We start from the raw sequence: 26,416 nt of genomic DNA on the forward strand, positions 1-26,416 counted from the left end.
ATCAGTCCTCGAGGTTGCTGCGTCGTGTCGGAGTCGTATCGACGCCCGTGCCGGACATACCGGCAGGTGCCCGACTCCTCGAACAGGCTACAGATGGCGTGCGGGCGGTGACCGGATCGTGAATCCGGTCACCGCCCGCACGTTGGTCAGTTCACGATCAACCGATGGAGGCTTTGCCGTCCTTGACGGTGATCACGCCGTGCTTGAAGTTCTGCTGGATTCCACCGGGGATCTCGAACTGGTCGGAGATCGGGTAGCCGAGGCGTCCGTTCTCGTAGTTCTCGGCCGCCCATGCCTCGAAGATCGGACCGTTCTTCACCGACCAGGCACCGGACGCGGGACTCCAGTAGATGTTGCCGTTCTGGAAACGGTTGAACCGGCCGTTGTCCTTGATCTTGTTCTCGCTGGTCTCCGGGAGGCCCAGCCAGCCGGCCTCGTAGCCGAGGGCACCGTACTTGTCCATGATCAGGCCCTGCACCGCGTTGGTGCCGGTCTGCGGGCTCGAGTACATCGCACCGGCCTCGAAGCCCTGCGTCACCCCGTCCCCGCCCTGGATCTTCTTCTGGTCGGCGTTCGGGTAGCCGAGTGGGCCGCCCTCCCATCCCTGCTTCGACCATTCGTCCTTGATCGCACCGGTCACCGGATGCGCGCCGGACTGCGGCGACCAGTAGATCGACCCCTTCTGGAAGTGGTTGAAGCGGCCACGGCCGTCGGGAGTGCCGTGCTCACCGGTGGTCGGCATCCCGAGCACACCGCCCGAACCGCCCGCACCCTGGAAGGCGCCGCCGATCCGGCCCGCGACGGCGTGCGCACCGTCGTTACCGGCGAAGATCCGACCGAAGCGGAAGTCCTGTGCGACACCGCCGGGCACCGAGTACTCGCCGGTGAGGCAGTCACCGATCCAGGTGCCGCCGTTCGCGACCGGGCCGATGGCCCCGCCCACGCTGCACGCCGGCTTGTCGACCGCGACACCGAGCGTGTTCGCGAGCTGCGGCCACAGCTGATGCAGCTCGAACTCCCAGTACGGCCACGAGTGCGTGCCCGACGGGCGGTAGTTGACGGTGGCCGGAATGTTCAGCTTGCGCAGCTTGGTGGTGAACGTCTGCGACGTCAGCCGCGACAGGATCTCGAGGCCCATGCCCGCATAGTTGGTGCTGATACCCGGGATGCCGGACGGCTGATCGTACGGTCCGGTGGTGCCGCTGCCGCTCGAGACGTAGAGGCTGACACCCTTGAGCTTCTCGGCCAGCACGTACGGGTCGTGCGCGTCCCACGCATCACTGCCGGGGTTGCCCCACATCGCGTCGGCGTCGAAACCGCCGGCGTCCTGCATCGCGTATGCGATGGCCTGCGGCATACCGAGCGTCGTGGTCGTGAGGATGCCCGACAGTGAGCCCGCGAACTTGAAGAAGCCCTGGTTGCGGGCCGTGAGCGCCATCGCGGACGTGCCGCCCATCGACAGGCCGACGACACCGCGGTCCTGCGTGGTCCGCCACTGGCCCTCGAGGATCGGCGGGAGTTCCTTGGTCAGGAACGTCTCCCACTTGTAGTTCTGGCCGTTGTTCTGGTCGATCCAGTCCGAGTAGAAGCTGGAGTTACCACCGATCGGCAGCACCACGTTGACGTTCTTGTCGGCGAAGAACGATTCGGCGTCGGTGTCGAGCGTCCAGCCGTTCTCGTCGTCGCGGGCGCGCATGCCGTCGAGCATGAAGACCGCCGGGAACTTCTCACCGGACTTGGCGTTCCAGTCCCGCGCGAGCAGCATCTGCACCTGGATCGGAACCCCCATCGACGGGGAGTTCACCCACAGCGCGACGCGGCGGTCGGTGAGCCAGTCGACCCGGCTGACGGTGGGCTCGCCGCCGACCTGCACGGTCGACGGGGCACCCGGGGTGCCGAAGGACTGCGCACCGGCGGTCCCGACCGTTGTCAGACCGGCGGCCACCGGCATGACGAGCGCGGCCGCGGCAACGCCGAGCGCCCGTCTACGCCATCTACCTCCGGCACCAGCGCGGTACGGCGACCGCTCGAGACCTGATCGCATCGGGACAACTCTCCTTCGTGGCGGGCCCCTCCGCGAGGCCGGGATCGTCGCATCCTTACTACACGGAGAAGGCGGCGAATCCGGGTTGCCCCGCGGGGGCAGTAGATGAATTTTTCCGGTCGAACCGGGCGGAACGGGATTCCACCCGAACGCGAAACGCCTCCTCCCGGTCACCATCGGTGCGGGAGGAGGCGTGTCGTGTCATGTCACAGGTGTGATCACCAGGCGTTCAGCGCGTCGAGGATCTGCGGGCGCGCCTTCCACAGTTCGTCGGACCAGTAGCCCCACGCATGGGTGCCGGTCGCCGGGAAGCTGTAGGTCGCCGGGATGTTCAGCGAATTCAGTTTGAGCTGGAACACGCGGGTGTTGACCAGGGCGAGTGCTTCCAGGCCGATCGCGGTCGCGGCGTTGAAGTACTCGACCGGCTTCTTCGGGTTGTCGTACTTGCCCGGCAGACCGCTCGCGGCCGAGATGTACATCGACAGGCCCTCGAGCTTCGGCGCGAAGACGAACGGGTCGTTGCGCAGCCAGCTCGGGCTCCACGGCGGGCCCCACATCGAGTCGACGTTGAAGCGACCGGCATCGAGCATCGCGACGCGGATGGCCTCACGCATGCCGGGGGCCGAGATGTGCAGGTAGCCCGAGAACGAACCGGCGAACTTGAACTGGTCACGGTGGTACGCGGCGAGGGTCAGGGCCGCCGAGCCACCCATCGACAGACCGAGGACGCCGTTGTTGTGGCGCGAGACGCCGCGGGTCTCGAGGTAGGCGGGCAGTTCCTGCGTCAGGAACGTCTCCCACTTGTACGTGATCTCCTGGCCGTTGAAGTTACTCGGCGCGTACCAGTCGGTGTAGAAGCTGGACTGGCCGCCGACCGGCATCACGAGGCTGACGTTGTCGAGACGGTACTGGTCGAACGCGTTGGTCTCGAAGCTCCAGGCGTTCGCGTCGTCACGGGCGCGCAGGCCGTCGAGCAGGTAGAGGGCCGCGTCACCGCCGCGGGACGCCCACTGGATCTGAACCTTGATCTGGCCCATCGTCGACGGGACGAAGACCTCTTCGTAGCCACCGGCGGGCGCCCGATGGGCGACGGGGGCAGCCGATGCCACGGAGGCGCCGACGACGCCGGCCACCACCGGAAGGACGAGCGCGACAGCGGACACGCCGAGCAGGCGACGCTTGAGGCGCTGCATCAGCTTCGGTCGATCAAAACGCATGGATACTGCTCTCTTTTCGTCTTCGTCTGCGGCACCGCTCCGGGGAGCACGCCGACTGGATTCCGTCGGGGAACGAGGACCCGGGGGCGCCTCCCTACCGGAGGCGATGACGATCCTGTTTCAGGTCACACAGCGTTCGGTGGACTTTATGTCACACGGTGCATACAGACAAATGCCCTCGATACGGCAACGCGGACTCGTCGGGAACACCGGTCGATCCGCGTGTTCATCGCACAACCGGAGCCGAGCGTTACACGACGGAGACCGTCACGACACGCCCGGACGGGCCCGGTCAGGACAGTGGTTCCCCCAGATCACACCGCTGGATCTCGTAGGCCGGCACCCGGTCGATGCGGTAGTCGGCGAACTCGAACGCCTGACGCAGATTCTGCTTGAACCGCGCCCACGTCAACTCCGACCGGTACGACGTGAGCAGGTCCTGCGTCTGCGGGCACGACAGCGCGGTACGCGCGTCCGCCACCCAGCGTTCGTCCATGAACGGCGGCAGCCACGGATGCACCGGGACCATCCCCGTGTCGGCGACCACCCAGTCCGCCGGCAGGTTCTTGTCGTGTCCGATGCGCCCGTCGGGCAGTCGGTCGGTGTGCGCCGCGATGGGATTCGACAGACCGATGTTGTCGAGCACACGGACGTCGAGCGACGTGTTCATCGACGCCATCCCGAGCATCGGGAAGAACACGGTGTGCCCGGCACCACCATCGGGGATCGGATTCGGCGGCGGCACCACGAACATCATGTCGTGGGCGCCGGCGGACACGATCAGACCGCCGTCGGGGGTGTCGCCGACAGCCTTCGCGATGGCCCGCACCCGCGGGAAGTCGAGGTAGTCCTCGGCACGGATCGGATGCGTGCGACCGGTCTCGAGCGAATAGAACGCGCGCTCGTCGACGATGCCGCTGCGCCCGACGACGGTGCCGTTCGGCATGCCGGGCACGGTCGCGGACCACAGCGCCCAGCCGACGAGCACCAGCCACGTGCCGGACGAGACCGCGGCGACGAGTGTCACGCGGCGGTCCCCGCGGTCCCCGCGGTTCGGCAACCGCACCGGGACGACGGCGACCGGGAGGAGCAGGCAGAACAGGGCGGGCAGCAGGGTACGACCGTGCATGAAGTCGCCGCCGACGCGGATCGTGTACGTGGCGAGCACGAATCCCCCACCGAGCACGAACACCACGACCGCCGACGGGGTGCGCAGCCACGTGCGGAAGCGGTGGATTCGAGAGAGGTCGCCGCCGGGCGATTCCTGGGCGGGGCGCGCGTCGCGCAGTCGCCACAACGCGGCGGCGGTCACGAGGAGCAGCAGCGGCAGCCACAGCGCGTACGGGCCGACGAGGTTCCACAGGTAGGCGAAACCCTGCCCCCACTTGGCGCCGGCGGCTTCCTTCGTCACCGCGGTGTTGGGGTACGGCAGGCCGTAGTAGCCCATCCGGAAGACCTGGTAGGCCACCGGCAGCAGCCCGGCGGCCACGACGATCCCGATCCGTACCCGCCGGTCGATGCCGGTCGACAGGACCAGCATGCCGAGCGCGGCCGCACCGAGGATCGTCATCTCCGGTCGCACCAGCGGGGACAGGCCCGCGACGAATGCGAGCACCAGGATCGACGCCGTCGACGGCCGCTCCGTCTGCGCCCACCGCAGCAGCAGCAGGACCAGCAGTGCGATCCAGAACAGGACCAGGCACGTTTCGAGGCCGGACGTCGCGAAGTCGCGGGCCGGGGCGATCGCGATGTAGACGAGCATGCCCGCGGGCAGCAGCAGCGTGGTGCCGGACGTCCCGAGCATCGGTGTGTACAGGCGTTTCGCGACGATCATCGCCAGTACGAGCGCGGCGACGGACAGGGCGAGCGCGAGTCCCAGCACGACGTATTCGAGGCGGGCCTGCGTGAGCCGACCCAGCGCGTACACGAGGTACGTCCACAGGGTGCTGGTGTTCGACTCCACCCGTTCGCCCGCGTTGAACACCGGGCCGTTGCCGGCGAGCAGGTTGCGGACCGTGCGCAGGACGATCAGTCCGTCGTCGGCGATCCAGCGGCGCTGCCACGCACCCCACGCGAACAGCAGGGCCGTGAACACCACACCGCCGACGAACACCGCGCGCGGCAGCCCGGCGTCGCGGTGACGCGGCTGTGCTGCGGGTTCGTCGGCTGTGCGGGTCGGCTCAGACGAGGTAGACAGCGACACCTACTACTCCGATCCAGGCGATCGCGAGGAACTGGAGCACCCGGTCGCCCAGTGCGATTTCTTCCGGCTCCCCCGCCTCACCACCGTCGACGTCGACCGCGTACCGCAGGATCGCGATCGTGAACGGCACCATCGAGATCGCGAACATGTTGGTGTCGTTCGCCCGGTCCTGCTCGAACGCCCACAGGCCGTAGCAGAGCACGACGGCCGTCGCGGACAGCGTCCACACGAACCGCAGGTAGGTGCCGGTGTAGTACTCGAGCGACTTGCGGATCTTCGCGCCGGTGCGTTCGGCGAGCTGCAGTTCGGCGTACCGCTTACCGGCCGCCATGAACAGCGACCCGAACGCCATGATCAGCAGGAACCACTGCGACAGTGGGATCGAGGCGGCGACACCGCCGGCGATCGCGCGGATCAGGAAGCCGGACGAGACGATGCAGATGTCGAGGACGGCCTGATGCTTGAGGCCGAAGCAGTACGCGAGCTGGATCGCGATGTAGACGGCCATGACGACCGCGAGCTGCCAGTTCGCGAGGAACGACAACCCGATCGACCCGGCCAGCAGGACGACGGCCATGCCGTACGCCAGGTTGACGGGCAGCACACCGGCCGCGATGGGCCGGAACCGCTTGGTCGGATGCGCCCGGTCGGCCTCGACGTCCATCGCGTCGTTGACGAGATAGATGCCCGACGCCGCCATGCAGAACACTACGAACGCGAGTGCGACCGGCAGGAGGACGGAGGGGTCGGTGACGGACCCGGCTGCGAGCGGTGCCGCGAGCACGAGCACGTTCTTGACCCACTGCCGCGGGCGGACGGCCTTGACGATGCCGGCCGGCAACGACTTGGGCGGTCCGGCGACCTCGGTCGGGTGCTCGCTCATCTCTCTCCAAACTTCCGCTCGGCACGCAGCACCACTGCGGCCGAGGCTGCTCCCAGGGCGGACCCGGCGAGCACGTCGGTCGGGTAGTGCACGCCCAGCACGAGCCGCGACAGCAGCATCGGGGGCACGAGCACCGCGGGCAAGGGTAGCCCGGTGAGCCGTCCGAGCAGTACCGCGGCAGCCGTCGTGGACGTGGCGTGCGACGACGGGAAGCTCAGCTTGCTCGGCGTCGACACGTTGACCTGCACGGACGGGTCGTTCGGGCGGGGCCGGCGCACGATGCGCTTGATGACGATGGAGGCGGCGTGCGCGCCGACGGCGCCGACCGCGGCCCCGGCCCACTGCCGGCGGCGGGGCTTGTCGAGGGCGGCACCGACACCGGCGACCGCGACCCAGCCGAGGGCGTGTTCCCCGAAGTGCGACAGGCCGCGGGCCGCTGTGACGACGGCCGGCCGGGCCCCGATCGTGCCCTGCACGGCCTGCAGGATCTTCACCTCAGATGCCGAAGACACGTTCCCACCTCTCCTTGCTGATCAGCTCCGGTGCGGCGGCCCGGTACTCGCGCTGCAGGTCCGGGAACCGGTCGGCGAGTTCGCGGCGCAGGCGCAGCGATTCCTTGAACAGGCGGGCGGCGACGCGGGGGTCCCGCTTGCGGTAGACGACGCCGCGGCCGTCGGCGGTGGTGACGGTGACGCCGTCGACCTGCGACAGCAGGAACCAGCGGGCGTCGAGCGTCGGGACGTTGAGTTGCGGCGTCTCGTGGTGCTCGGGCTTGACCTTCTTCACGCTGTGCAGCAGTCCCCGGCCGAGCCGCACGACCTTCGCGAGCGGGTTGGCGGGCTCCCCCACCGCACCGACGTCGGCCCCGGACGACATCGGCAGGCTCGTCGACGACGGCACCACGACGGCGTCCGGGTACTCCTTGCGGAGGGCGTGGACGGTGCCGAGCGCGGTCGGCAGCAGCTCGGCGACGTGTTCGGGGCCGGCCAGGAAGTCCTGGATCGCGAGGTTCTGGATCGCGACGGTCGAGTATTCGAGGCACAGCAGGTGCTTGGCGGTGGCCTTGACGGTGTCGGCGATCAGCCTGCGGGCGTCCCCGTCCATGTGCAGCGCGGCGACGACGAGCCGGTTCCGCAGGTGGAAGTAGGCCTGCCAGTCGATGGCGTCGTCCTTGTCGGACCAGGCCATGTGCCAGATCGCGGCACCGGGCATCGTCACCGTCGGGTAGCCGGCCTTGCGGGCCCGCAGCCCGTATTCGGCGTCGTCCCACTTGATGAACAGGGGCAGGGGCTGGCCGATCTCCTCCGCGACGACGCGCGGGATCATGCACATCCACCAGCCGTTGAAGTCGACGTCGATGCGGCGGTGCAGCAGCTTCGAGGTGTCCCGGTCGCTGAGCGGACGGCTGGAGAAGTCGTGGTCGTACTCGACGTTGGGGGCCGCAGACCACATGAAGACGGACCGGTCGACGACCTCGCCCATCGTGTGCAGGTGGCTACGTTCCTGCAGGTTGAGCATCTGTCCGCCGACGAGGATCGGGGACTTCGCGAACCGTGACATCGCCAGCGCCCGCAGGACCGAGTCGGGTTCGATCTCGATGTCGTCGTCCATGAACAGGATGTAGGGGCTGGTGGTGGTCTTCAGCGCCTCGTACATGATGCGGCTGTAGCCGCCGGAGCCGCCGAGGTTGCCCTGATCGTGGATGGTGAGCTTGTCGCCGAGTGCGGCGGCGGCCGCGTCGAAGCCGGGTTCGTCGCGCACCTTGCGGGTGCCCTGGTCGGGCATGATGACGGCGTCGATCGCGTCGGACACGAGCGGATCGGACGCCAGCGCGGCGAGCGCCTTGACGGCGTCGGTGGGGCGGTTGAAGGTGGGGATGCCGACGGCGACGCGCCCCTCACCGGGGGCGTCGATCGGGGCGTGCCAGCCGGCGCTGCGCAGGTCGACGGCGGCGTCGGTGGTGATGTCGAACCAGATCCAGCCGCCGTCCTCGAACGGGCCGAGGTCGACCGCGAACTCGACGTCACCGTCCCGGAATTCCTTGCCCTCCACATGGATTCGGGAGCCGTCGGCCTTGGAGCGGTAGACGTCGACGCGGCCGTGACCGGTCAGGTCGAGGCGCAGCAGCACCGAGTCGAGGATGCTCCACCGCCGCCAGTAGCTGGCCGGGAAGGCGTTGAAGTAGCTGCAGAACGACACCTCGGACTCGGCGCCGATCGTCGCGGACGTCCGCGACGTGGCGTGCGTGCGGTGAGCGTTGCGGCCGGACTCGTCGAGGTAGAGGCTGCGGACGTCGAGGGGTTCACCGGAGCGGGGCAGCAGTACCCGCTGCAGCAGCGCGGTCACGCAAGGTCCCCGGCGAGCGCCTCACCCGACTCGAGGTGCGGGCGCAGCGTGTTGTCGAACATCGACAGCGCGCTGGCGATCGCCATGTGCATGTCGAGGTACTGGTAGGTGCCCAGACGGCCACCGAAAAGAACCTTCGACGACGCCGCCTCAGTCTTGGCCAGCGAGCGGTACGCCTCGAGCTTGGCGCGGTCCTCGGGGGTGTTGATCGGGTAGTACGGCTCGTCGCCGTTCTCCGCGAAGCGGGAGAACTCGCGCATGACGACCGTCTTGTCCGTGGGGTAGTCCCGCTCCGGATGGAAGTGGCGGAACTCGTGGATGCGGGTGAACGGCACGTCGGCGTCGTTGTAGTTCATGACCGGGGTGCCCTGGAAATCACCGCAGTCGGTCAGCACCTCGGTCTCGAAGTCGAGGGTGCGCCAGCCCAGCTCGCCCTCGGCGTAGTCGAAGTAGCGGTCCAGCGGGCCGGTGTACACGACGGGGGCGTCGGGGCTCGCGGCGCGGACGTCGTCGCGGACGTCGAACCAGTCGGTGTCCAGGCGGACATCGATCCGCTCGTCCTTCGCCATGTTCTCGAGCCACGCGGTGTAGCCGTCGACGGGCAGACCCTCGTACGTGTCGTTGAAGTAGCGGTTGTCGAACGTGTACCGGACGGGCAGTCGGGTGATGTTGCCGGCGGGCAGGTTCTTCGGGTCGGTCTGCCACTGCTTGGCGGTGTAGTCGCGGACGAACGCCTCGTACAGGGGGCGGCCGATCAGCGAGATCGCCTTCTCCTCGAGGTTCGACGCATCCTTCGTCTCGAACTCGGCGGCCTGCTCGGCGATGAGCGCACGCGCCTCGTCGGGCGAGAAGTACTTGCCGAAGAACTGCGAGACCAGGCCCAGGCCCATCGGGAACTGGTAGGCCTGCCCCTTGTGCATCGCGAACACGCGGTGCTGGTAGCCGGTGAAGTCGGTGAACTGGTTGACGTACTCCCACACCCGCTTGTTCGACGTGTGGAACAGGTGCGCACCGTACTTGTGGATCTCGATGCCGGTCTCGGGTTCGGCCTCCGAGTACGCGTTGCCGCCCAGATGGTGTCGACGCTCGACGACGAGCACCCGCTTACCGAGCTGCGTCGCCGCCCGCTCGGCGACGGTCAGACCGAAGAAACCGGATCCGACGACGATGAGGTCGTACTGGGACTCGTTCGGGGAAGTCTTCGCGGAAGTACTGGCGGCAGTCACGACAGACAGGGTAGGCGACTTCGCCGCTTGTGCGCCTTTCTGGTGGCCGGGACTACCAGAAAGGCGCACAGCACTACATGTCGACCGCGAACGCGATCATCGCATCACGGACAAATGCGGCAGTCCCGGTGCCGTGCCGGTCGTACACGGCCGCGAACCGCCCGTCGGCGACGTACATGTCACCGAGCCCGGCGAACGCATCGGCGCCGGGCCGGCGTCCCTGCCAGCCCTCGGTCACCCAGTCGTAGTGGCGGCGGGTGATCTCCCGCACCTCTCGGCTGTCGGGGGCGAGGCCCGCGGCGTGGGCGCGACCGTAGTCGGCGGCGATGTCCTGCTGCCGCTGCCGGAACCCGGCGCGGTCGTCGTCGGACAGGGACCGGTACCAGGCGTTGCTGTCCCGGTACGCCTGTTCGCCCCACTTTTCGATCACTTCGTCCTCGTACCGGGTGTGATCGAACCCGTCGAACATTTCGTCGGCCATCAGCGGCTCGCCTCTCCTCGTCTTCTCCAGCGTGGTGCGCACCGACGCGATCCGGCGCTGCAGCCGCTCCTGTTCCTGCTCGAGCAGATCGAGGTGCGTGCCGAGGGCGGCCACGGTGTCGGTGCCGCCGGCAAGGACGTCGGCGATCGCGGCCAACCCCAGCCCCAGATCGCGCAGCAGCAGGATCCGCTGCAGCCGCAGCAGGCCGGCCCGGTCGTAGTACCGGTAGCCGTTGGCCCCGATCCTGCTGGGGGCGAGCAGGCCGACACTGTCGTAGTGGCGCAGTGTCCGACTGGTGGCCCCGGTGATCCGGGCCAGGTCCTGGATGGGCCATTCGTCCGTCACGCCGTCTCCTCCCTGTCCGTCTCGGTCCTCGTCGGTACGACCCAGCGTGTCGGTTGACGCTGCGTCAATGTCAAGACGGCGAGGAGGAGACGGCGTGACGGGTCGATCAGGCGGGGGCGTCCTGCGGAATCTGCTGCACGACGACGCTGTCGTCGACGACCCGCGCCCCGAGCGTCGGCGTCCACACGATCGTGCCGCCGACGTAGGAGCGGAACGTGCCGGATTCGTCGACGAGCATCAGTTCCGGGCCCGTCGACTCCCCCAGCACGCTCCGAGGTCCGCCGAGTTCCCGGTACTTGGCATCGATCGGGGACTCGCCGGCGACGGCGGCCAGGTCGTTCGGCCCGTCGGCGGTCACGTCGGTAGCCGATGTGACGGCACCGCCGTCGGTAACCTCCGCGATCGGCAGCACCGGCAGGCCGGGGATCTGCGGCAGCGGGATCGACTCGAGGGATTCGGCGGTGATCGGCGGCAGCGGCGGCAGGCCCGGGATCTGCGGCAGCTGCGGGAGCGGAATCGACTCGAGGGAGCCGAGCGGCAGTTCCGGCAGCGGCGGCAGGCCCGGGATGTTCGGCAGGCCGGGTGCGGGTGCGCCACCGACGGTGAACCAGTCCGACTTGAGGCCGAGCTTCCAGCGGGCATCGTCGCCGGATGCGTCGACGGTGCGGTTCGTCCCGACGACGCGGACCTTGGTGACGCGGCCGCCGTCGGCGCCGAGATTGTTGCGTCCGATCACCTCGAAGGAGATCAGCTCCCCCACCCCGAACGCATCCGCGATCCGGCCGGCGGTGACGGTCTGCGACCAGTTGCGGTTGGGTGAGACGGTGTCGCCGTCGTCGACGACGGCCGGGAACACGCCGCCGGCGGTGAAGCCGCCGGACGACGACGAGAACTCGGTGGCGATGACGCGGCCGCTGCGCATGACGACGGTGCCGGCGGTGGTGTCGACAGCGTTGGTGGTGCGCCCGTCCTCCCGGTTGGAGCCGCTGTACACCTGGCAGGACTGGGTGTCGCAGGTCTGCGCGTAGCCGTAGCGGTTCTCGGCGGCGGCGTACGAGCGGGCAGCGATGGCCTGGGCGCGCAGCGCCTGCATGCCGCCGGAATCGGCCCACGACGGGATCGACTCGGCGGGCACGACGCCGTACAGGTAGTCCTGCATCTGCACGCGGTTGACGGTGCGCCAGGCGCCGCCACCGTCGCGGACGGCGCCCATCGCGCCGCGGTAGGGGACGTTGCCGTCGCACAGGCGCAGGTGTTCGTTCTGTGGGCGGTTGCCGCCAGGGTTGACCGGGTCGACCCACGGGTGACCGGTGGAGCCGCGCCAGAGTTCGCGGCCGTTGCAGCCGTCGGTGACGGTGACGTCGGCGCCGCCATGAGTGGGGGTGACGTGGGCGGCCGCGTTCGGCCCGAAGTACCGGCCGGCGACGTTGAGTCCGGCCTGCGCGTACACGTCGAGACGCTTGTCGTCGCGGCCGAGGAGCCGGACGGTGACCCACGGATCGTTCAGTTGGCCGCGGTTGGTGTTGCCGTAGTAGTGGTCGACGATCCGTTCGGCGGACCAGCCGTGGTTCTTCGCGTACCCGTAGGCGCCGTACTGTCCCATGCCGCGGCCGTGGCCGTAACCGTGACCGTTGAGCGTGATGGGGGTGTCGGCGGCGACGACGGGCACGATCTCGGCGTCGGCGTCACGGTTCGCGATCACCGCGACGGCGAGGCCGACCGCGAGGGCCGGTGCGAGGCCGAGGGCGACGGCCCGGCCGAGAGCGGGGGACGTCCCCCGTCTCCGGCGGGTGCGGACACCACGGTCGAAGATCGTGCGAAGTCGGGATTCGGTCATGCGCCACTCCTCGATTCAGGGCGGAGACTCGGGGGACCCAAAGGCTCAAGTTAAGGTTGAGCGTTAGGGAAGTTGCGACTAGTGTGGCAACAGTGGCCGATGTTGGCAACATCAGCCACACATGTAACGGCAATCACATCGGTAACATAAGCATCACAAGTTGCAGACATCCTCGGGTGATCTGTGGACGCCCTCCCGGGCAGCCCCCAGGATTCAGTCCGGACCCCGGCCCCTTCGGGATCGGATCGGCCGAAAGGTCGCTCGCAGCGCACGAAGACACCCCGCGCACCAACACGAGGAGAATTCGCCTTGCCGCACCGTCGTCCCAAGAACTCCATCGTTCTGGCCGCAGTGGCCGCCGTGGCTGTTGCCACACCGTTCGCCGTCCAGGCACTCGGCAGCGACACGTCGGACGTGCGGTCCGCGAGCGATGCCACCCAGGTGGTCCCCACGCAGATCTCGGAGATCGTGCTCGCGGCCGTGCCGGACATCGTGATCCCGGTCAAGGAACTCACCGGACTCGACATCCCCGACATCCGGCTGCGCGACCTACCGATTCCCACCGAGATTCCCCTGCCCGGCGGCGGCTCGCTCGAACTTCCGTCGCTGACTGCGCCCACCGCACCGAGCGACATCGCCGAGCCGACACCGGCACCCGACTCCGTCGTCCCCGATCCGGCGCAGCAGCTCGGTGCGACGGTCAAGGAGATCACCCGCGACGAACCGTTCTCGATGGTGGCGCTCACCGCCGCGAACCTCGATGCGACGGTCACGAAGATCCGCGCCAAGCTGGCCGACGGATCGTGGGGCCAGTGGTTCAGCCCCGATGTCATCGACCGCGGCAGCGCCCAGATGGCGACCGCGGACGGCAAGCAGGGCACCGATCCGGTGTTCGTCGGCGAGACCGACACCGTGCAGATCCTGGTGACGCCCACCGCCGCTGCTACGGCGCCGGCTGCCGCCGACGTTCCGGCCGCCGCTCCCGAGGTTGTGCCGACTCCCGAGGCTGCGCCCGCTGTCGACCCGGCCGCCGGCCAGCCGCTCGGATACACGCCGGCTGCGGTGTCGAAGCCGCTGCACGCCGCCACCCCGACCGCGGAGGACATCACCGCCGTCCTCATCAATCCCGGTACGGGACCGCAGGATTCGAGCATCTCGGACATCGCGACACCGACGTCGGTGAACGGCATCAGTGTCATCTCGCGTTCCGCGTGGGGCGCCGACGAACGCATCCGCTGCCAGGCCCCGGTCTACGACGACTCGACGGGCGGCGCGACGGTGCACCACACGGCCGAGAACAACAACTACACGCGTGAGCAGTCCGTGGGCATCGTGCGCGGCATCTACGCGTACCACGCGCAGACCCTCGGCTGGTGCGACATCGGCTACAACGTGCTCGTCGACCGCTACGGCCAGATCTTCGAGGGCCGCTTCGGTGGGCTCGACCGTCCGGTCCAGGGCGCGCACGCCGGTGGCTTCAACGAGAACACCGTCGGTATCGCGATGATGGGCAACTTCGTGAACGAGCCGGCCCCGGCCGCGACGATCCAGTCCGTCGGCAAGTACCTGGGATGGCGTCTGAAGCTTGCGGGCCTGAACCCCAAGGGCCAGGTCACCATGTACTCGGAGGGCACGTCGTTCACGAAGTACCCGATCGGTACGAAGGTCCAGCTGCCGACCATCTTCGCGCACCGCGATGTCGGCTACACCGAATGCCCGGGCGGCGCGGCGTACGCGCAGATGGACCAGATCCGCGACATCGCGGCCGCCAACTACGGTGGCAACACCGGCGGCAACCTCGGCGGCAGCACCCCGCCGACGAACCCGAGTTCGGGTGGCAACAATCCGGCGCCGCAGCCGGGTGCCGGCTCGGCGGATCCGAGTCAGCAGATCCCTCAGATCGTGAACAGCATCCTGTCGATGGCCGACTCCAATCCGATTGCGCGGCAGTGGCTCTCCCTCGGTGGTAACCGCGGCATGCTCGGTGACGCTCTGACCGGACTGCTGACCACCGCGACCGGCCAGGTCTACGCGTTCTTCCAGAACGGTGCGCTCGTCACGTCCCCGCTCGGCGGCGTGATGACGGTGATCGGCAAGATCTTCCAGTCGTGGCAGTCGGCCGGCGGCGTCCTCGGCGACATCGGCCTGCCGATCAGCGACGAGTACCGGGTCGACGGTGGTTTCCGCAGCGACTTCGAGCGCGGTTCGATGATCTTCGACGAGGCCACCGGTCAGGTCACCACGGTCTTCAACACCCCGGGTGCTGCCCCGGCCGCCCCGGCTCCCGCAGCCGACGTGGCGTCCGAGGCGCCGGTGCAGATCAACTGACGCCCTCACACGAAAAAGACTCGGCCCCTTCATTTTCCGATGGAGGGGCCGAGTCTTTTTCGCGTACCGTTCGGCTAGTGCCCCCAGAGTCGTTCGAGGACGCGTGCGACACCGTCGCGGGTGTTGGCGAGGGTCACCTCGTCGGCGGCGGCTTTCACCTCGGGGTGCGCGTTCCCCATCGCGACACCACGCTCGGCCATCTCGAGCATGGGGATGTCGTTGGGCATGTCGCCGAACGCGACGAGGCCGGACGCGTCGACGCCGAGACGATCCGCCGCAAGTTGCAGCCCGGACGCCTTGGTGACACCAGGCGCGGACACCTCGACGAGTCCGTTGTTCGTCGAGTAGGTCAGGTCGGCCCGCTCCCCCACCAGGGGACGCAGGATCGCGGCCATCGCGGCGCTGTCCGCCCCGGGGATGCGGATGAGCATCTTGATCGCCGGGGACGACAGCATGTCCTCCGGCGCCATCTCGGTGTGCTCGGGGTTGAGCCAGGCGTGCTCGTATCCGGGGGCGCTGACGAACTGCGGTGTCGCGGTGTCGTGGGCGGTGGCGCCGATGCGTTCTGCGGCCAGTCCGGCACCCGGAAGTTCGTACTCGACGAGGTCGGCGATCCAGGCGAGGGTCTCGACCGGCAGGGTCGACGCGCCGAGGACCCGGTCGTGCTCGGCGTCGTAGAGGACGGCGCCGTTGGCGCACACCGCGAGTGGTGCGAAACCGAGACCGTCGACGACGGGTCCGAGCCAGCGGGGCGGACGGCCGGTCGCCAGCACGAACGGCGTCCCGGATGCGACGACGGCGGCCACCGCCGTGCGGGTGCGGGGGGTGACGCGTTCGTCGTCGTCGATCAGGGTGCCGTCGACGTCGCTGGCGACGAGGGTGGGACGATCCGTGGGACGATCCACTGCCTTCAGTTCCCCTCGGTCTCCTTGCTGCGCCGGGCAGCCTTCGTGGCCGCCTCCGCGGCATCCATCTCGTTCGCTTCCTCGAGAGTCGGGGCGCCACCACCGAGTCGGGCCGGCACCCAGTACTCGCCGGCCGGATGCTCGTAGTGCGCCTGCACCCCGAGCAGCATCTCCTCCATGCGGGTGTGCAGCAGTGCCGTCATCTCCGACACCGGCTCGAACGGGGCGATCGGATCGCCGACGGCGATCGTGATGGGAGTGTTGGTGCGGCCCAGCCGCTTCGGGAATCCCTTGGTCCACACCCGCTGCGAACCCCAGATCACCATCGGGATCACCGGGGTGCCCGACTCGATCGCCATGCGCGCCGCACCGGACTTGAACTCCTTGAGTTCGAAGCTGCGGCTGATCGTCGCCTCCGGGAACACCCCCACCAGTTCACCGTCACGCAACGCCTGCACCGCTGCCCGATAGGAATCCGATCCGGCGGCCCGATCCACGGGAATGTGCTTCATGGCGCGCATCATCGGGCCCGAGATCTTGTTGACGAACACCTCGTTCTTCGCCATGAACCGGACGTACCGCTTGACCCGGCGGGCCGGCAGACCGGCATACGTGAAATCCATGTACCCGGTGTGGTTGATCGCCACCACCGCACCTCCCGTCGCCGGAAAGTGCTGCTCACCGGAGACGGTGAACTTCAGTCCCTGGCCTGCGAAAATCGCGCGGGCAACTCCGATGATCGTTCGGTAGAAGGGTTCCACAGGGTGCAGCGTAGCCGGTTCCGGACACGAGCGAGGCCCCCGACCGGGGTCGGAGGCCTCACATCGTGCGCGTGGTCGGGTCAGCGGGTGGAGCCCCCGAACAGCGCGCCGAAGATGCCGCTCAGCGAACCGAAGATGTTGCCGAGCGAACCGAGGCTGCCGGTGTTGCCGCCACCGTTGTCCTTGTCGTTGCCGCCGTTGTCGGTGTCATTGCCGCCGTTGTCACCGTTGCCGTTGTCGCCGGCTGCGGTCACCTGGATCGACTGCGGGGTGGACGTCGACGGCTCCACACCCTCGCCGCCGCTGTAGCGCGCGATGATCACGTGCTCACCGGCAGTGGTGAAGGTGTGCTGCACGGTGACGGTGCCGTCCACGACGGGGACGGCGTCACCGATCGGGGTGTCGCCGTCGTAGAACCGGACGGTGCCCTGCGCGTCGACCGGGGCGACCGTCGCGGACAGGGTCACCGACGTACCGATCGTGCCGGTCACGGGGACGGTGACGACGGTCGTGGAGTCGACGTCCGGGGCGACCGGAGTCGACACCTGCACGGTGCGGGTCTCGGCGGACGCATCCCGGTAACCGGCCGCGGCCGTGAACGTCGCACCGATCGTGTGCGCGCCCGCCGCAGTGAAGGTGTGCGGCAGAACGGCCTTGCCGTCACGGACGGTGACGGGAGCGCCGATCGGGACATCGTTGTCGGTGAACTGGACGGCGCCCTGCGCGTCGGCCGGGTCGACAGTCGCAGTGAGGTCGATCTCGGTGCCGGTCTCCGCGGTCGCGGGACCATCCAGTGTCATCGTGGTGGCGACGATCGGATCGGTGACAGTCACCGAATGTGCCTGAGCGCTGGTCGAGTTCACGTAGCCCGAACCGGCCAGGAACTCGGCCGAGATACTGCGGCCACCGGCAGTGGTGAACGTGTGCGCGAGAGTCGCGGTGCCGTTCACGACATCGACAGGGCCGCCGATGTTCTCGCGACCGTCCGAGAACTGGACCCGCCCCTGCGCGCCCGCCGGGGTGACCGACGCGGTGAACGTCACCGGGGTTCCCGTCGTCGCATCCGCCGGACCCGACACCGTCGTACTCGTCGGCGACACCACCGACACCGACTGTGCCTGCGCCTGCGACGGATTCGCCGTCGCCGAACCCACATAGCGAGCCTGGATCTCGTGCGTGCCGTTCGTCGCCGGAGTCCACGAGAACGTGGCCGTGCCCGACGCATCCAACTTCACCGAGCCGAGCTTCGTCTCGCCGTCGAAGAACTCGACCGAATCACCCTCCGCCGCACCGGACACCGTCGCCGACAGCGACACCGGCTCGCCGACACGGGCCGACGGGATCGCGGCCAGCGTCGTGGTCGTGGCGTCCTTGGCGACAGTGAGGGTGGGACCCTTGTCCTGGTAGGTGCCGTCCTTGCCCGAACTGCCACCCATGTGTGCGGTCGTCATCAGTGGAGTGCCGCGGTCACAACCCTCGCCGACCATGTACGAAACCTCGAGGGTCCACGAGTCCGGGGAGGCATTCGGATACACCGGCCAGTCGAGCTTGCCGCCTTCGACACGCACCGAGGCCGCATCCGGAGCAGGTGATGGGGTCCGAGTCTTGCCGTTCACCTTCGCCGAACCCGGGACGTACTCCAGGCAGGTGGGGTGTACGTCCTTCATCGCGTACAGGTATTCGACGCCGCCCGAGCGGGTGAACCTGGTGGTCGACGTGATCGTCTCCCCCACGGCCGGCGTCACGTTACTGATCGTCCGGGTGAAGTGGCGGCCGCCGTCGTCCCAGGACACGGACTTCGACTCCGCGTTCGCCGCACCTACCCCGGCCGTCACGGCAAATCCTGCGGCGACCGCGAATGCACTGAGCCCGCCGACGATCCGGCGGGCGTTGTTGTCGAGCATGTATTTCCTTCCAGCGGGCTACCGTTCGGTGGCCCCGAGCGTGAAACCGGCCCGAGGGGATCGAAATCCCCTCGGGCCGAGGTAGAGCCGGCGAACTCGGCGCGATCAGCGTCCGAGCGAGCCGAAGATTCCGGTGAGCGATCCGAAGATGTTGCCGAGCGAGCCGAGGCTGCCGGTGCCGGTGTCGCCACCGTCGGTGCCGCCGTCACCACCGTTGTCGGCCTGGGCGATGACGACCGAGGCGGTGTCGGACGAGGAGTTGACCGTGTTGGTGCCGGAGTACTCGGCGGTGACGATGAAGTCGCCCGCCGCCGCAGGGGTCCACGAAATCGAGGCGTTGCCGTCGTTGCCGACGTTCGCGGTGCCGACGACCCGGTCACCGACCTTGAAGGTCACGATGCCGCCCGCAGCGCCGGCCACCTTGGCCGAGAGAGTCTGTGCCACACCGACCTTGCCGCCACCGGCGGTCACCTCGGTCTTTGAGTCCGCGTTCTCGGCCGGCTTCTCGGCGACCTCGACGACGATACCGGTGGCGGTGGAGGCGTTCACGCCGTCACGGCCGGAGAACTCCGCGGTGATGGTGTGGCTGCCGACCGTGGTGGGAGTCCACTGGTAGGTGGCCTTGCCGTCGGCATCCACCGAGACCTTGGCGAGGCTCGTCGAGCCGTCCTTGAACTCGACGGTGCCGCCCGCGCCTGCGGGGGTCACGGTGGCCGTCAGCGCCGACCCTTGACCGACCTTGGCCCCGGACACCGCGGCGAGGGTCGTCGACGAGGCGACGTTGGCCTGCGTGACGTTCACGTTCTGCGCCGCTGACTCGGAGGCGTTCGACTTCGCGGTGCCCGCGAACTTGGCCTGCACCGACACGGTGCCCTTGATGGACGGTGTCCAGTCGAAGGTGGCGGTGCGCTGCGCGTTCAGCGTGCCCGAACCGACCTTGTTGTTGCCGACGTAGAAGTCGACCGGATCGCCCTTGATACCGCCGGCGACGGTGGCGCTGAGCTTCGTCACCTCACCGACCTTCGCGCCCGACACTGCGCCGAGGCTCGTGGTGGTGTTGCTCTTGGCGACAGAGATGGTCGGGCCCTTGTCCTGGTAGGTGCCGTCGCCGAGGCCGCCGCCCATGTGCGCGGTCGTCATCAGCGCGGTGCCACGATCGCAGCCCTCGCCGACCACGTACGACACCTCGAGGGTCCACGACTTCGGGTTGAGTGCACCGCCGCGCGGCTGCACCGGCCATTCGGTGAGGCCGCCCTCGACCCGCACGAAATCTGCACCGGTGCTCTCCGGGGTCCGGGCCTGTCCGTTCACCTTCGCCGAACCCGGCACGTACTCGAGGCAGGTCGGGTGCACGTCCTTCATCGCGTACACGTTCTCGACCGAGCGTGTCCGTTCGAGCCTGGTCGTCGAGGTAATCGTCTCGCCCACGGTCGGCGTCACGTTGCTGATCGTCCGGGTGAAGTGGCGGCCGGCGTCGTCCCACGGCACGGACTTGGACTCGGCATTCGCCGCCCCGACACCCGCCGTCACGGCGAAGCCCGCGGCGATGGCGAACGCACTCAACCCGCCGACGACCCGGCGAACATTCTTGTCAGACATGCATTTCCTCTCGGAGAGAACCTGCTCGGCGTCCGGTCCGGGCGCCGCAACGTGTGGTGTGTCGAGCAGGACATCGCCGCCCGATCCGGGATTGTTATCCGAATGTTTGCTCGTCGACCGATTCGGGACGTCGGGACCGAGAATCGCAGTGAGCCTGCCGATCCGGAGTGCTGTCCGATCCACCCTTCCTCCCCTCAGAGCACGGACTCGACGGCACCGGAACAATCCGGTCGGCCGCCATGTTTCGAACGCCCGTACCCCACGGGACTTCGAGACGACGATCACTCTATAGGACGTACGTCCAAGATTGTCACGGAATCGATACAGGACAGTTGGCGAGACGTGACATGGCCCCTGCCGTACGGCAGGGGCCATATCACCGGAAGTCAGTGCCGATCAGGAACCGAAGCGGAGTCCGCTCAGGCTGCCGAGCGATCCGGTGCCCGCACCGTCACCGTTACTGTCGCCACCGCCGGATGCGGTGACATCGACGACCTGCACCGGCGAGGTGGAGCCGGCGACACCGGGGCCACCCGAGTACACCGCGTGGATCTGGTGCGGCCCGCTCGCCGTGAAGATGTGGGTGAGCTCGGCGATGCCGTTCACGACTGCGACGGGCTGCCCGATCTCGACGGCACCGTCGAAGAACTGCACGGTGCCCGGCAGGGTGTCCGCGCCGATGACCTGAGCCTTCACCGTGAACGCGGTGCCGACCGTCGCCGGCTGCGTCGACGTGATCACGACCGACGAATCGACGTCGGTCGGGTTCGGCGCCGACACGACGACCGGGCGCTGCGTCGACGTCGACCCCACGAACCCGGCGGCCGGGGTGTACACCGCGGAGATCTGGTGGGTACCCGCGGTCGTGAAGGCGTGGATCAGCGACGCCGAACCGTTGTCGAGGGTCACGGGGCTGCCGAGGGGGCTGCCGTTGTCACGGAACTGCACCGAGCCGGACGGCACCGCGGTGCCGGTCTTGGCCTGCACGGTCACCGACAGGGTGGTGTCGGCACCGGTGGTCGCGGTACCGGGAACGCCGACGAGCGTGGAGGTGTCGACGTCGACCGGTGCCGGGTCGGTCACGGTGACGGTCTTCGACTGCGCGGCCGATCCGGTGAATCCGGTTGCGCCCGAGTACTTCGCCGCCACCGCGAACTCACCGGAGGCGTTGAACGTGTACGGCAGGCTCGCATGTCCCGAGGCGTCCACCGACACCGGGGTGCCGACGTTGACGCCGGCGACCGTGAACTGCACCGTGCCACCCGCGGGGACGGGCGTCACCGAAGCGGACAGCGTCGCCGTCACACCCGTCGTGGCAGTCGTCGGCACGGTCACCGTGGTGGTGGTGTCCGCGTCCGGCACAACCGGGTTCGAGACGGTCACGGACTGCGCCTGCGCGGTGGCGTTCCCGAACCCGGTGGCACCGGTGAACGCAGCTGCGACGTCGAACGTGCCGGCGGCACCGAAGGTGTGCGGCGCGGTGGCGGTGCCGTTCGAGACGGTGACCGGGGCGCCCACAGGGGTGCCGTCGATCGTGAACTGGACGGCGCCCTGCGCGGTGGACGGGGTGACCGTCGCCGACAGGGAGGTGGCCTCACCTGTGGTGGCGGTGCTCGAACCGGTCACCGCCAGAGTGGTGGCCACGTCAGGATCGGTGATCGACACCGACTTCGGGGTCGACGCGGACGTGAGGAATCCGGCGGCACCGCTGTATTCGGCGGTGATCGACGCGGAGCCGGCGGTCACGAACGTGTGCTCGAGCGTGGCCACACCGTTCACGACAGCCACCGGTCCGTCGATGGTGTCGACGCCGTTCTTGAACTGGACGGTACCGGCGGTCGGTGCCGGGGACACGGTGGCCGACAGCGTGGCCGGGGTGCCGGTGACGGCGGACTGCGGGGCAGTCAGGGTCGTCGTGGTGGTCACGTCGGCAGCCGCGACGGTGATGCTCTGTGCCGACGCCGACGCGTTCGTGAAGCCGGTGGCTCCGACGAAGTCGGCGGTGATGCTGTGCGCACCGGACGACGTGAAGGTGTGCGGCAGAACGGCTTTACCGTTCGACACCGTCACCGGCGAACCGATCGCCGTGCCGTTGTCCTCGAACCGCACCGTGCCCGCCGCATTCGCCGGCGTGACGTCGGCAGTGAGCGCGACCTCGGTGCCGGACACTGCGGTCGCAGGGGCGGAGAGTGACAGAGCGGTGGTCACATCGGCGACGGTGATCGTCTGCGCGGGCGCAGTCGAGCCGGTAACACTCGGTCCGCTCGGTGTGAACACTGCGGTGATCGGATGTGCACCGGACGCCGTGAACGCATGGGACAGCGTCGCCACGCCATTCGATACCGCAACCGGTGCACCGATATCCGCTCCGTCGGCCTTGAACTGAACAGTTCCCGTGGCCCATACGGGGGAAATATTCGCCGTCAAACTCACCAAAGTACCCGCCGATGCATTGTCGGGCACGGTGACCGTCGTGGTCGACGGCTTCGCCTCGACCGATACCTCGAGCCCACTCGTCGGGTTGAACGTCTGCGGGTTGTTGCTGAACGTGCTGACACTGAAAGACATTCCGGAGCTACGCGAACCCGGGGCAGCATCCTCGGCCACCTTGTACGTGAAGGTCAGCGTGGGGTTGGTGTTGCTCGCATTTCCGCCGATCTTGGCGAGAGTGAGCGACGGAGTCGTCCACGACAACTTCACCGACCCGTTGGACGCATTCTGTGTCGGGGTCCCCGAGTACGGGGCAGGGTTGTTGACGCTGCCACCCGTGCCACGCGGCACACTGGCGGTAACCCCTTGCAGCACATAGCCCGCCGGCGGGTAGTCGGTGAAGTCCTCGAGGTAACGGTCAGGGGAACTGGCCAGACCCCAAGTTCCACCGTCTGTCGACTTGAACGTGATCGTCGTCGTGACGGTGTCACCCGGCTGGGCAACAGCAGGCTCGACCGTCTTGGTGGCCCGGATATTGCTGTTCGCGACCGTCGCGGAGGTCGGAGCCGCCGATGCGACAGCTCCGCCCAGCGCCAACTGCCCTACACCGACCGCCGCCACGGTCATTGCTCCCGCAGCCACGGTCGATACAAGTGTTCGCATCCTTGATCGAGACATTCGTTTTCCTTTCTGTCGTGCTGATCTCGGTGGCGACTCTCGTCGCCGCTGGACGCACGCCATCCCGACCATGAAGCGCATCCGACCTGCCGCCCACGTCTCGTGTGCGGAAGGCCCTCAGGCGAGGCCCCGACCCGGAGGTCGGGGCCTCGCCTGGAACTCTGTTGGTACCTACGACCCGAAGTTCAGGCCGCCGAGCAGATCACCGAGGCTGCCGAAGCCGCCGGGGGTGCTGCCGGTCACCTGAATCGTCTGAGTGCTCGACGTCGAGTCCGCGACGCCCTGGCCGCCGCTGAAGACGACGCGGATGGTGCGGGTTCCCGCCGCGGTGAAGGCGTGGTTCAGTACGGCCTTGCCGTCGACGACGGTGATCGCGTCACCGATCGGCTTGTCGCCGTCGAAGAACTGGACGGTGCCGTTGACCGGCGCATTGCCCACACCGGTCACCTGAGCCGAGAGTTGCACGGCTGCACCGGTTGCCGCCGTCACGGGGACGGTGAGGACGGTGGCGGTCTGCACATCGGCCACCGTCGGAGCGGTCACCTGCACCTGCTTCGCGGCAGCCGACGACTCGGTGAATCCGGTTCCGCCACTGAACGCCGCCGTGATCGTGCGAGTACCGGTGACGGTGAACGTGTGGGTCAGGGTGGCGACGCCGTCGGTCACCGGTGCGGTGCCGATCGACGATCCGCCGTCGAAGAACTCGACGGTGCCGACACTCGACAGAACGTCCGAGGTGCCCGTGGCATACACGGTGGCGTACAGCTTCTCCGGTTCACCGGTCTTGGCGTTGCCCGGCACGCTCAGCAGCGTCGTGGTGGCCGCGTCGACCGGGGTGGGATCGGTGACGGTCACGGCCTGCGCCGCCGCCTCCGAACCGGTGAAGCCGGTACCACCGGTGAACACCGCGGTCACCGTGTAACTGCCGGCCGCATCGAACACGTGCGGCAACGTCGCGGTGCCGCCCGACACCGTGACCGGCGCGCCCACGGGCGTACCACCGATCCGGAACTGGACCGTGCCCTGCGCGTTCGACGGCGTCACCGTCGCCCGGAGATCACCCGACGTACCCGCGGTCAGCGTGGCCGGAACCTGCAGTGCCAGCGACGTGTCGACGTCGACCGGCGTCGGTGCGGTCACCGTCACGGTCCGCGACGACGCTGTCGACGGTGCGAATCCGTTGGTGCCCAGGTACTCCGCGGACACACCGAACGAGCCGGCCGCATTGAACGTGTACGGCATGGCGGCCTTGCCGCTGCCGTCCACCGCAACCGGTGCGCCCACCGGGCTACCGGCGATCTTGAACTGGACCGATCCACCGGTCGGCACCGGCGCCACGGTCGCGGACAGGTTCACCTGCTGTCCCGCTTCGGCCGTCGCCGGTGCTGCCAGTGCCGTGGCGGTCTGGGCATCCGGGACCTGCGGGTTGGTCACCGTCACAGTCTGTGCCGACGCCGTGGAGCCGGCAAAGCCGGTGCCGCCGGTGAAGGTGGCGGTGATATTGTGCGATCCCGAGGCTGCGAACGAATGCTGCAGCGTCGCAGACCCGTTCGATACCGTCACCGGGCTACCGATATCGGTGCCGTTGTCCTTGAACTGCACCGCGCCCTGCGCATTCGACGGCGTCACCGCGGCCGTGAGGTTCACGGAAGCATCGGTTTCCGCGTTCTGCGGCACCGACAGGCCGAGCGTGGTCGCGACGTCGACGGGAGCCGGATCGGACACCGTCACCGTCTTTGCACCCGCAGTCGATCCGGTGAAGCCTGGTCCCGCAATGAATTCCGCGGTGATCGCGTGCGCACCGGACGCCCCGAACGCGTGGTTCAGCGTCGCCTTACCGTTCGCCACCGCGACAGCAGTACCGAGGTCGGTGCCGTTGTCCTTGAACTGGACGGCACCCTGCGCGTTCGCAGGTGTGACCGTCGCAGTCAGGTCGACGGGGGTACCGGTCTCCGCGTTCTTCGGCACCGCCAGGCCGAGCGTAGTTGCCACGTCGACGGGAGCCGGATCGGACACCGTCACGGTGCGCTCACTCGACGTCGACCCGGTGAAGTTCCCGGTCGCCGTGAACACTGCGGTGATCTTGTGTGCGCCGGCCGCCGCGAACGCATGGTTCAGCGTCGCCTTGCCGTTCGCAACAGCAACCGCCGAGCCGATATCGGTGCCGTTGTCCTTGAACTGCACCGAACCCGTCGCACCCGCCGGAGCCACGGTCGCCGTCAACGCCACCGCGGTCCCGGTCTCCGCCGTGGCCGGGGCCGACAGCTCCGTCGTCGTCGACACCTGCGGGGCAACGACATTGATCGTCGCCAGCGGGCCGGCGCCGGTGTTGAGGGCGGCGCCTTCCGTGTTGCGAGGCGTGCATCGGGTGTTGGCCCATTGAGTTCCGAGCAGCGATGCTTTCGGCAGTGTGGTGTTGAAATTCTCGAAGGCGTTGAAGTTGCCCGCCGCACCGCCAGTACGAACCTTCGGTTGGATCGACGTGCCGGCAGCTCCGGCGACGACAGTCACGTTGACAGCCGGAAGCTGGAACCAGCTGTCGCCGTTGCTGCTGTTCGTTCCGTTCAGGTTCTTCTTCAGCTTGGGGGCTCGGATACCGCCCTCGTCACCGGTGTTCGTCTTCCCGGACGGGGCGTTGCCGATCACTTCGTTGTTCCCGGACAGGCGGAGGATCTTTCCTGTCGCGGAAGGGCTGCCGGATTCGTCGATCCGGAGGACGCCCGGTGCCACGTTGTCCAGGTTGGTGCCCGACCCGGCAACGGAGGCACTCACGAACGTCGCGTTGTCCGGGATCATGAAGTCGAACTTGATGCGGGAGATGTTGGTCGTCGTCGCGCCGGAGTCGGAGTTCGGGTATGACGACGGACCGAGCTGAATGCGGTAGGTGAACGTCTCACCGGGTTCCACCTTCGTCGGAGCGGTGACCGTCACGGACGAGTCGGTCGTCTTGACGACCTGTTTGATCGAGTTGTTCGCCTTGCAGGTGGTCTTGAAGTTGGTCGTCGTCGTGACCGGGGCATCGGCAGCCGATGCCGTTGCCGGCGCGACGACCAACAGTGTCCCGGCGACGAGCGCGGCACCGGTGACGGGCGCGGCGTATCGCCGGAGTAGTGGATTGCGCATGCACCACTTCCTGGTGAGAAGTTGCGGATGAGGGGGAGGAAATCCGCTCGAGCCGCTACACCATAACGACGCGGTCACGTCCGTGTATCGGTTTTGTCGAACAACT

Annotated in this window: 16 protein-coding genes; 1 reads left to right on the forward strand and 15 read right to left on the reverse strand. The window is 68.2% G+C overall.

Going from position 1 to position 26,416, the window contains the following annotated elements; translation table 11 throughout:
• Positions 1-157: 157 nt before the first annotated feature.
• The 9 genes from E0497_RS00065 to E0497_RS00105 all read right to left on the reverse strand — a co-directional run bounded on the left by E0497_RS00065 (position 158) and on the right by E0497_RS00105 (position 12,582).
• Positions 158-2,044, reverse strand: coding sequence for an alpha/beta hydrolase-fold protein (locus E0497_RS00065; protein WP_137722744.1), 1,887 nt, complete (start codon positions 2,042-2,044; stop codon positions 158-160).
• Between the two features lie 218 nt (positions 2,045-2,262).
• On the reverse strand, positions 2,263-3,261 hold the full coding sequence (locus tag E0497_RS00070) for an alpha/beta hydrolase (protein WP_137722745.1): 999 nt from the start codon (positions 3,259-3,261) through the stop codon (positions 2,263-2,265).
• 292 nt (positions 3,262-3,553) lie between these two features.
• A complete protein-coding gene (locus E0497_RS00075) occupies positions 3,554-5,464 on the reverse strand; it encodes an arabinofuranosyltransferase AftB family protein (protein WP_137722746.1) in 1,911 nt (636 codons plus the stop codon).
• On the reverse strand, positions 5,442-6,347 hold the full coding sequence (locus E0497_RS00080) for a decaprenyl-phosphate phosphoribosyltransferase (RefSeq protein WP_137722747.1): 906 nt from the start codon (positions 6,345-6,347) through the stop codon (positions 5,442-5,444). Before E0497_RS00080 ends, E0497_RS00075 begins: the two co-directional genes overlap by 23 nt.
• Complete coding sequence (locus E0497_RS00085) at positions 6,344-6,859, reverse strand: phosphatase PAP2 family protein (protein WP_137722748.1); 516 nt, start codon at positions 6,857-6,859, stop codon at positions 6,344-6,346. The genes E0497_RS00080 and E0497_RS00085 overlap by 4 nt, the downstream gene beginning before the upstream one ends.
• Positions 6,843-8,693, reverse strand: a complete 1,851-nt coding sequence (locus E0497_RS00090) for a glycosyltransferase (protein WP_137722749.1) — start codon at positions 8,691-8,693, stop codon at positions 6,843-6,845. Before E0497_RS00090 ends, E0497_RS00085 begins: the two co-directional genes overlap by 17 nt.
• Positions 8,690-9,919 (reverse strand): UDP-galactopyranose mutase, encoded by a 1,230-nt coding sequence (gene glf / locus E0497_RS00095; protein WP_137722750.1) that lies wholly within the window; start codon positions 9,917-9,919, stop codon positions 8,690-8,692. Before glf ends, E0497_RS00090 begins: the two co-directional genes overlap by 4 nt.
• Positions 9,920-9,992: 73 nt before the next feature.
• Positions 9,993-10,745, reverse strand: a complete 753-nt coding sequence (locus E0497_RS00100; RefSeq protein WP_137722751.1) for a MerR family transcriptional regulator — start codon at positions 10,743-10,745, stop codon at positions 9,993-9,995.
• 106 nt (positions 10,746-10,851) lie between these two features.
• The gene (locus tag E0497_RS00105) at positions 10,852-12,582 is read right to left on the reverse strand and encodes a SpoIID/LytB domain-containing protein (RefSeq protein WP_137722752.1); all 1,731 of its coding nucleotides are present in this window, start codon (positions 12,580-12,582) and stop codon (positions 10,852-10,854) included.
• 360 nt (positions 12,583-12,942) lie between these two features.
• On the opposite strand from E0497_RS00105, the gene E0497_RS00110 reads away from it, so the two are divergent.
• Positions 12,943-14,910: an N-acetylmuramoyl-L-alanine amidase gene (locus E0497_RS00110; RefSeq protein ID WP_338325453.1), complete on the forward strand. Its 1,968-nt coding sequence runs from the start codon at positions 12,943-12,945 to the stop codon at positions 14,908-14,910.
• A 74-nt stretch (positions 14,911-14,984) separates the two neighbouring features.
• On the opposite strand, the gene E0497_RS00115 is transcribed toward E0497_RS00110, so the two are convergent.
• The 6 genes from E0497_RS00115 to E0497_RS00140 form a co-directional block, all read right to left on the reverse strand.
• Positions 14,985-15,815: an HAD family hydrolase gene (locus tag E0497_RS00115; protein ID WP_137722754.1), complete on the reverse strand. Its 831-nt coding sequence runs from the start codon at positions 15,813-15,815 to the stop codon at positions 14,985-14,987.
• 5 nt (positions 15,816-15,820) lie between these two features.
• Complete coding sequence (locus tag E0497_RS00120; protein WP_137722755.1) at positions 15,821-16,576, reverse strand: lysophospholipid acyltransferase family protein; 756 nt, start codon at positions 16,574-16,576, stop codon at positions 15,821-15,823.
• An 80-nt stretch (positions 16,577-16,656) separates the two neighbouring features.
• A complete protein-coding gene (locus tag E0497_RS00125) occupies positions 16,657-18,480 on the reverse strand; it encodes an Ig-like domain-containing protein (RefSeq protein WP_137722756.1) in 1,824 nt (607 codons plus the stop codon).
• 105 nt (positions 18,481-18,585) lie between these two features.
• A complete protein-coding gene (locus tag E0497_RS00130; RefSeq protein WP_137722757.1) occupies positions 18,586-20,079 on the reverse strand; it encodes an Ig-like domain-containing protein in 1,494 nt (497 codons plus the stop codon).
• 396 nt (positions 20,080-20,475) lie between these two features.
• Entirely contained in the window at positions 20,476-23,151 is a 2,676-nt protein-coding gene (locus E0497_RS00135; protein WP_241665633.1) for a beta strand repeat-containing protein, read from the reverse strand.
• Positions 23,152-23,358: 207 nt separating this feature from the next.
• Positions 23,359-26,310: a beta strand repeat-containing protein gene (locus E0497_RS00140; protein ID WP_137722759.1), complete on the reverse strand. Its 2,952-nt coding sequence runs from the start codon at positions 26,308-26,310 to the stop codon at positions 23,359-23,361.
• Positions 26,311-26,416: the final 106 nt, after the last annotated feature.

It is taken from the genome of Prescottella subtropica (genome assembly GCF_005434945.1).
GTDB classification, from domain to species: Bacteria; Actinomycetota; Actinomycetes; order Mycobacteriales; family Mycobacteriaceae; genus Prescottella; species Prescottella subtropica.

Bases quoted from the DNA above. Each gene is read 5' to 3' on its own strand.
- E0497_RS00065 (WP_137722744.1), bottom strand. From the start codon at position 2,044: ATGCGATCAGGTCTCGAGCGGTCGCCGTACCGCGCTGGTGCCGGAGGT.
- E0497_RS00105 (WP_137722752.1), bottom strand. From the start codon at position 12,582: ATGACCGAATCCCGACTTCGCACGATCTTCGACCGTGGTGTCCGCACC.
- E0497_RS00080 (WP_137722747.1), bottom strand. From the start codon at position 6,347: ATGAGCGAGCACCCGACCGAGGTCGCCGGACCGCCCAAGTCGTTGCCG.
- E0497_RS00070 (WP_137722745.1), bottom strand. From the start codon at position 3,261: ATGCGTTTTGATCGACCGAAGCTGATGCAGCGCCTCAAGCGTCGCCTG.
- E0497_RS00130 (WP_137722757.1), bottom strand. From the start codon at position 20,079: ATGTCTGACAAGAATGTTCGCCGGGTCGTCGGCGGGTTGAGTGCGTTC.
- E0497_RS00140 (WP_137722759.1), bottom strand. From the start codon at position 26,310: ATGCGCAATCCACTACTCCGGCGATACGCCGCGCCCGTCACCGGTGCC.
- E0497_RS00125 (WP_137722756.1), bottom strand. From the start codon at position 18,480: ATGCTCGACAACAACGCCCGCCGGATCGTCGGCGGGCTCAGTGCATTC.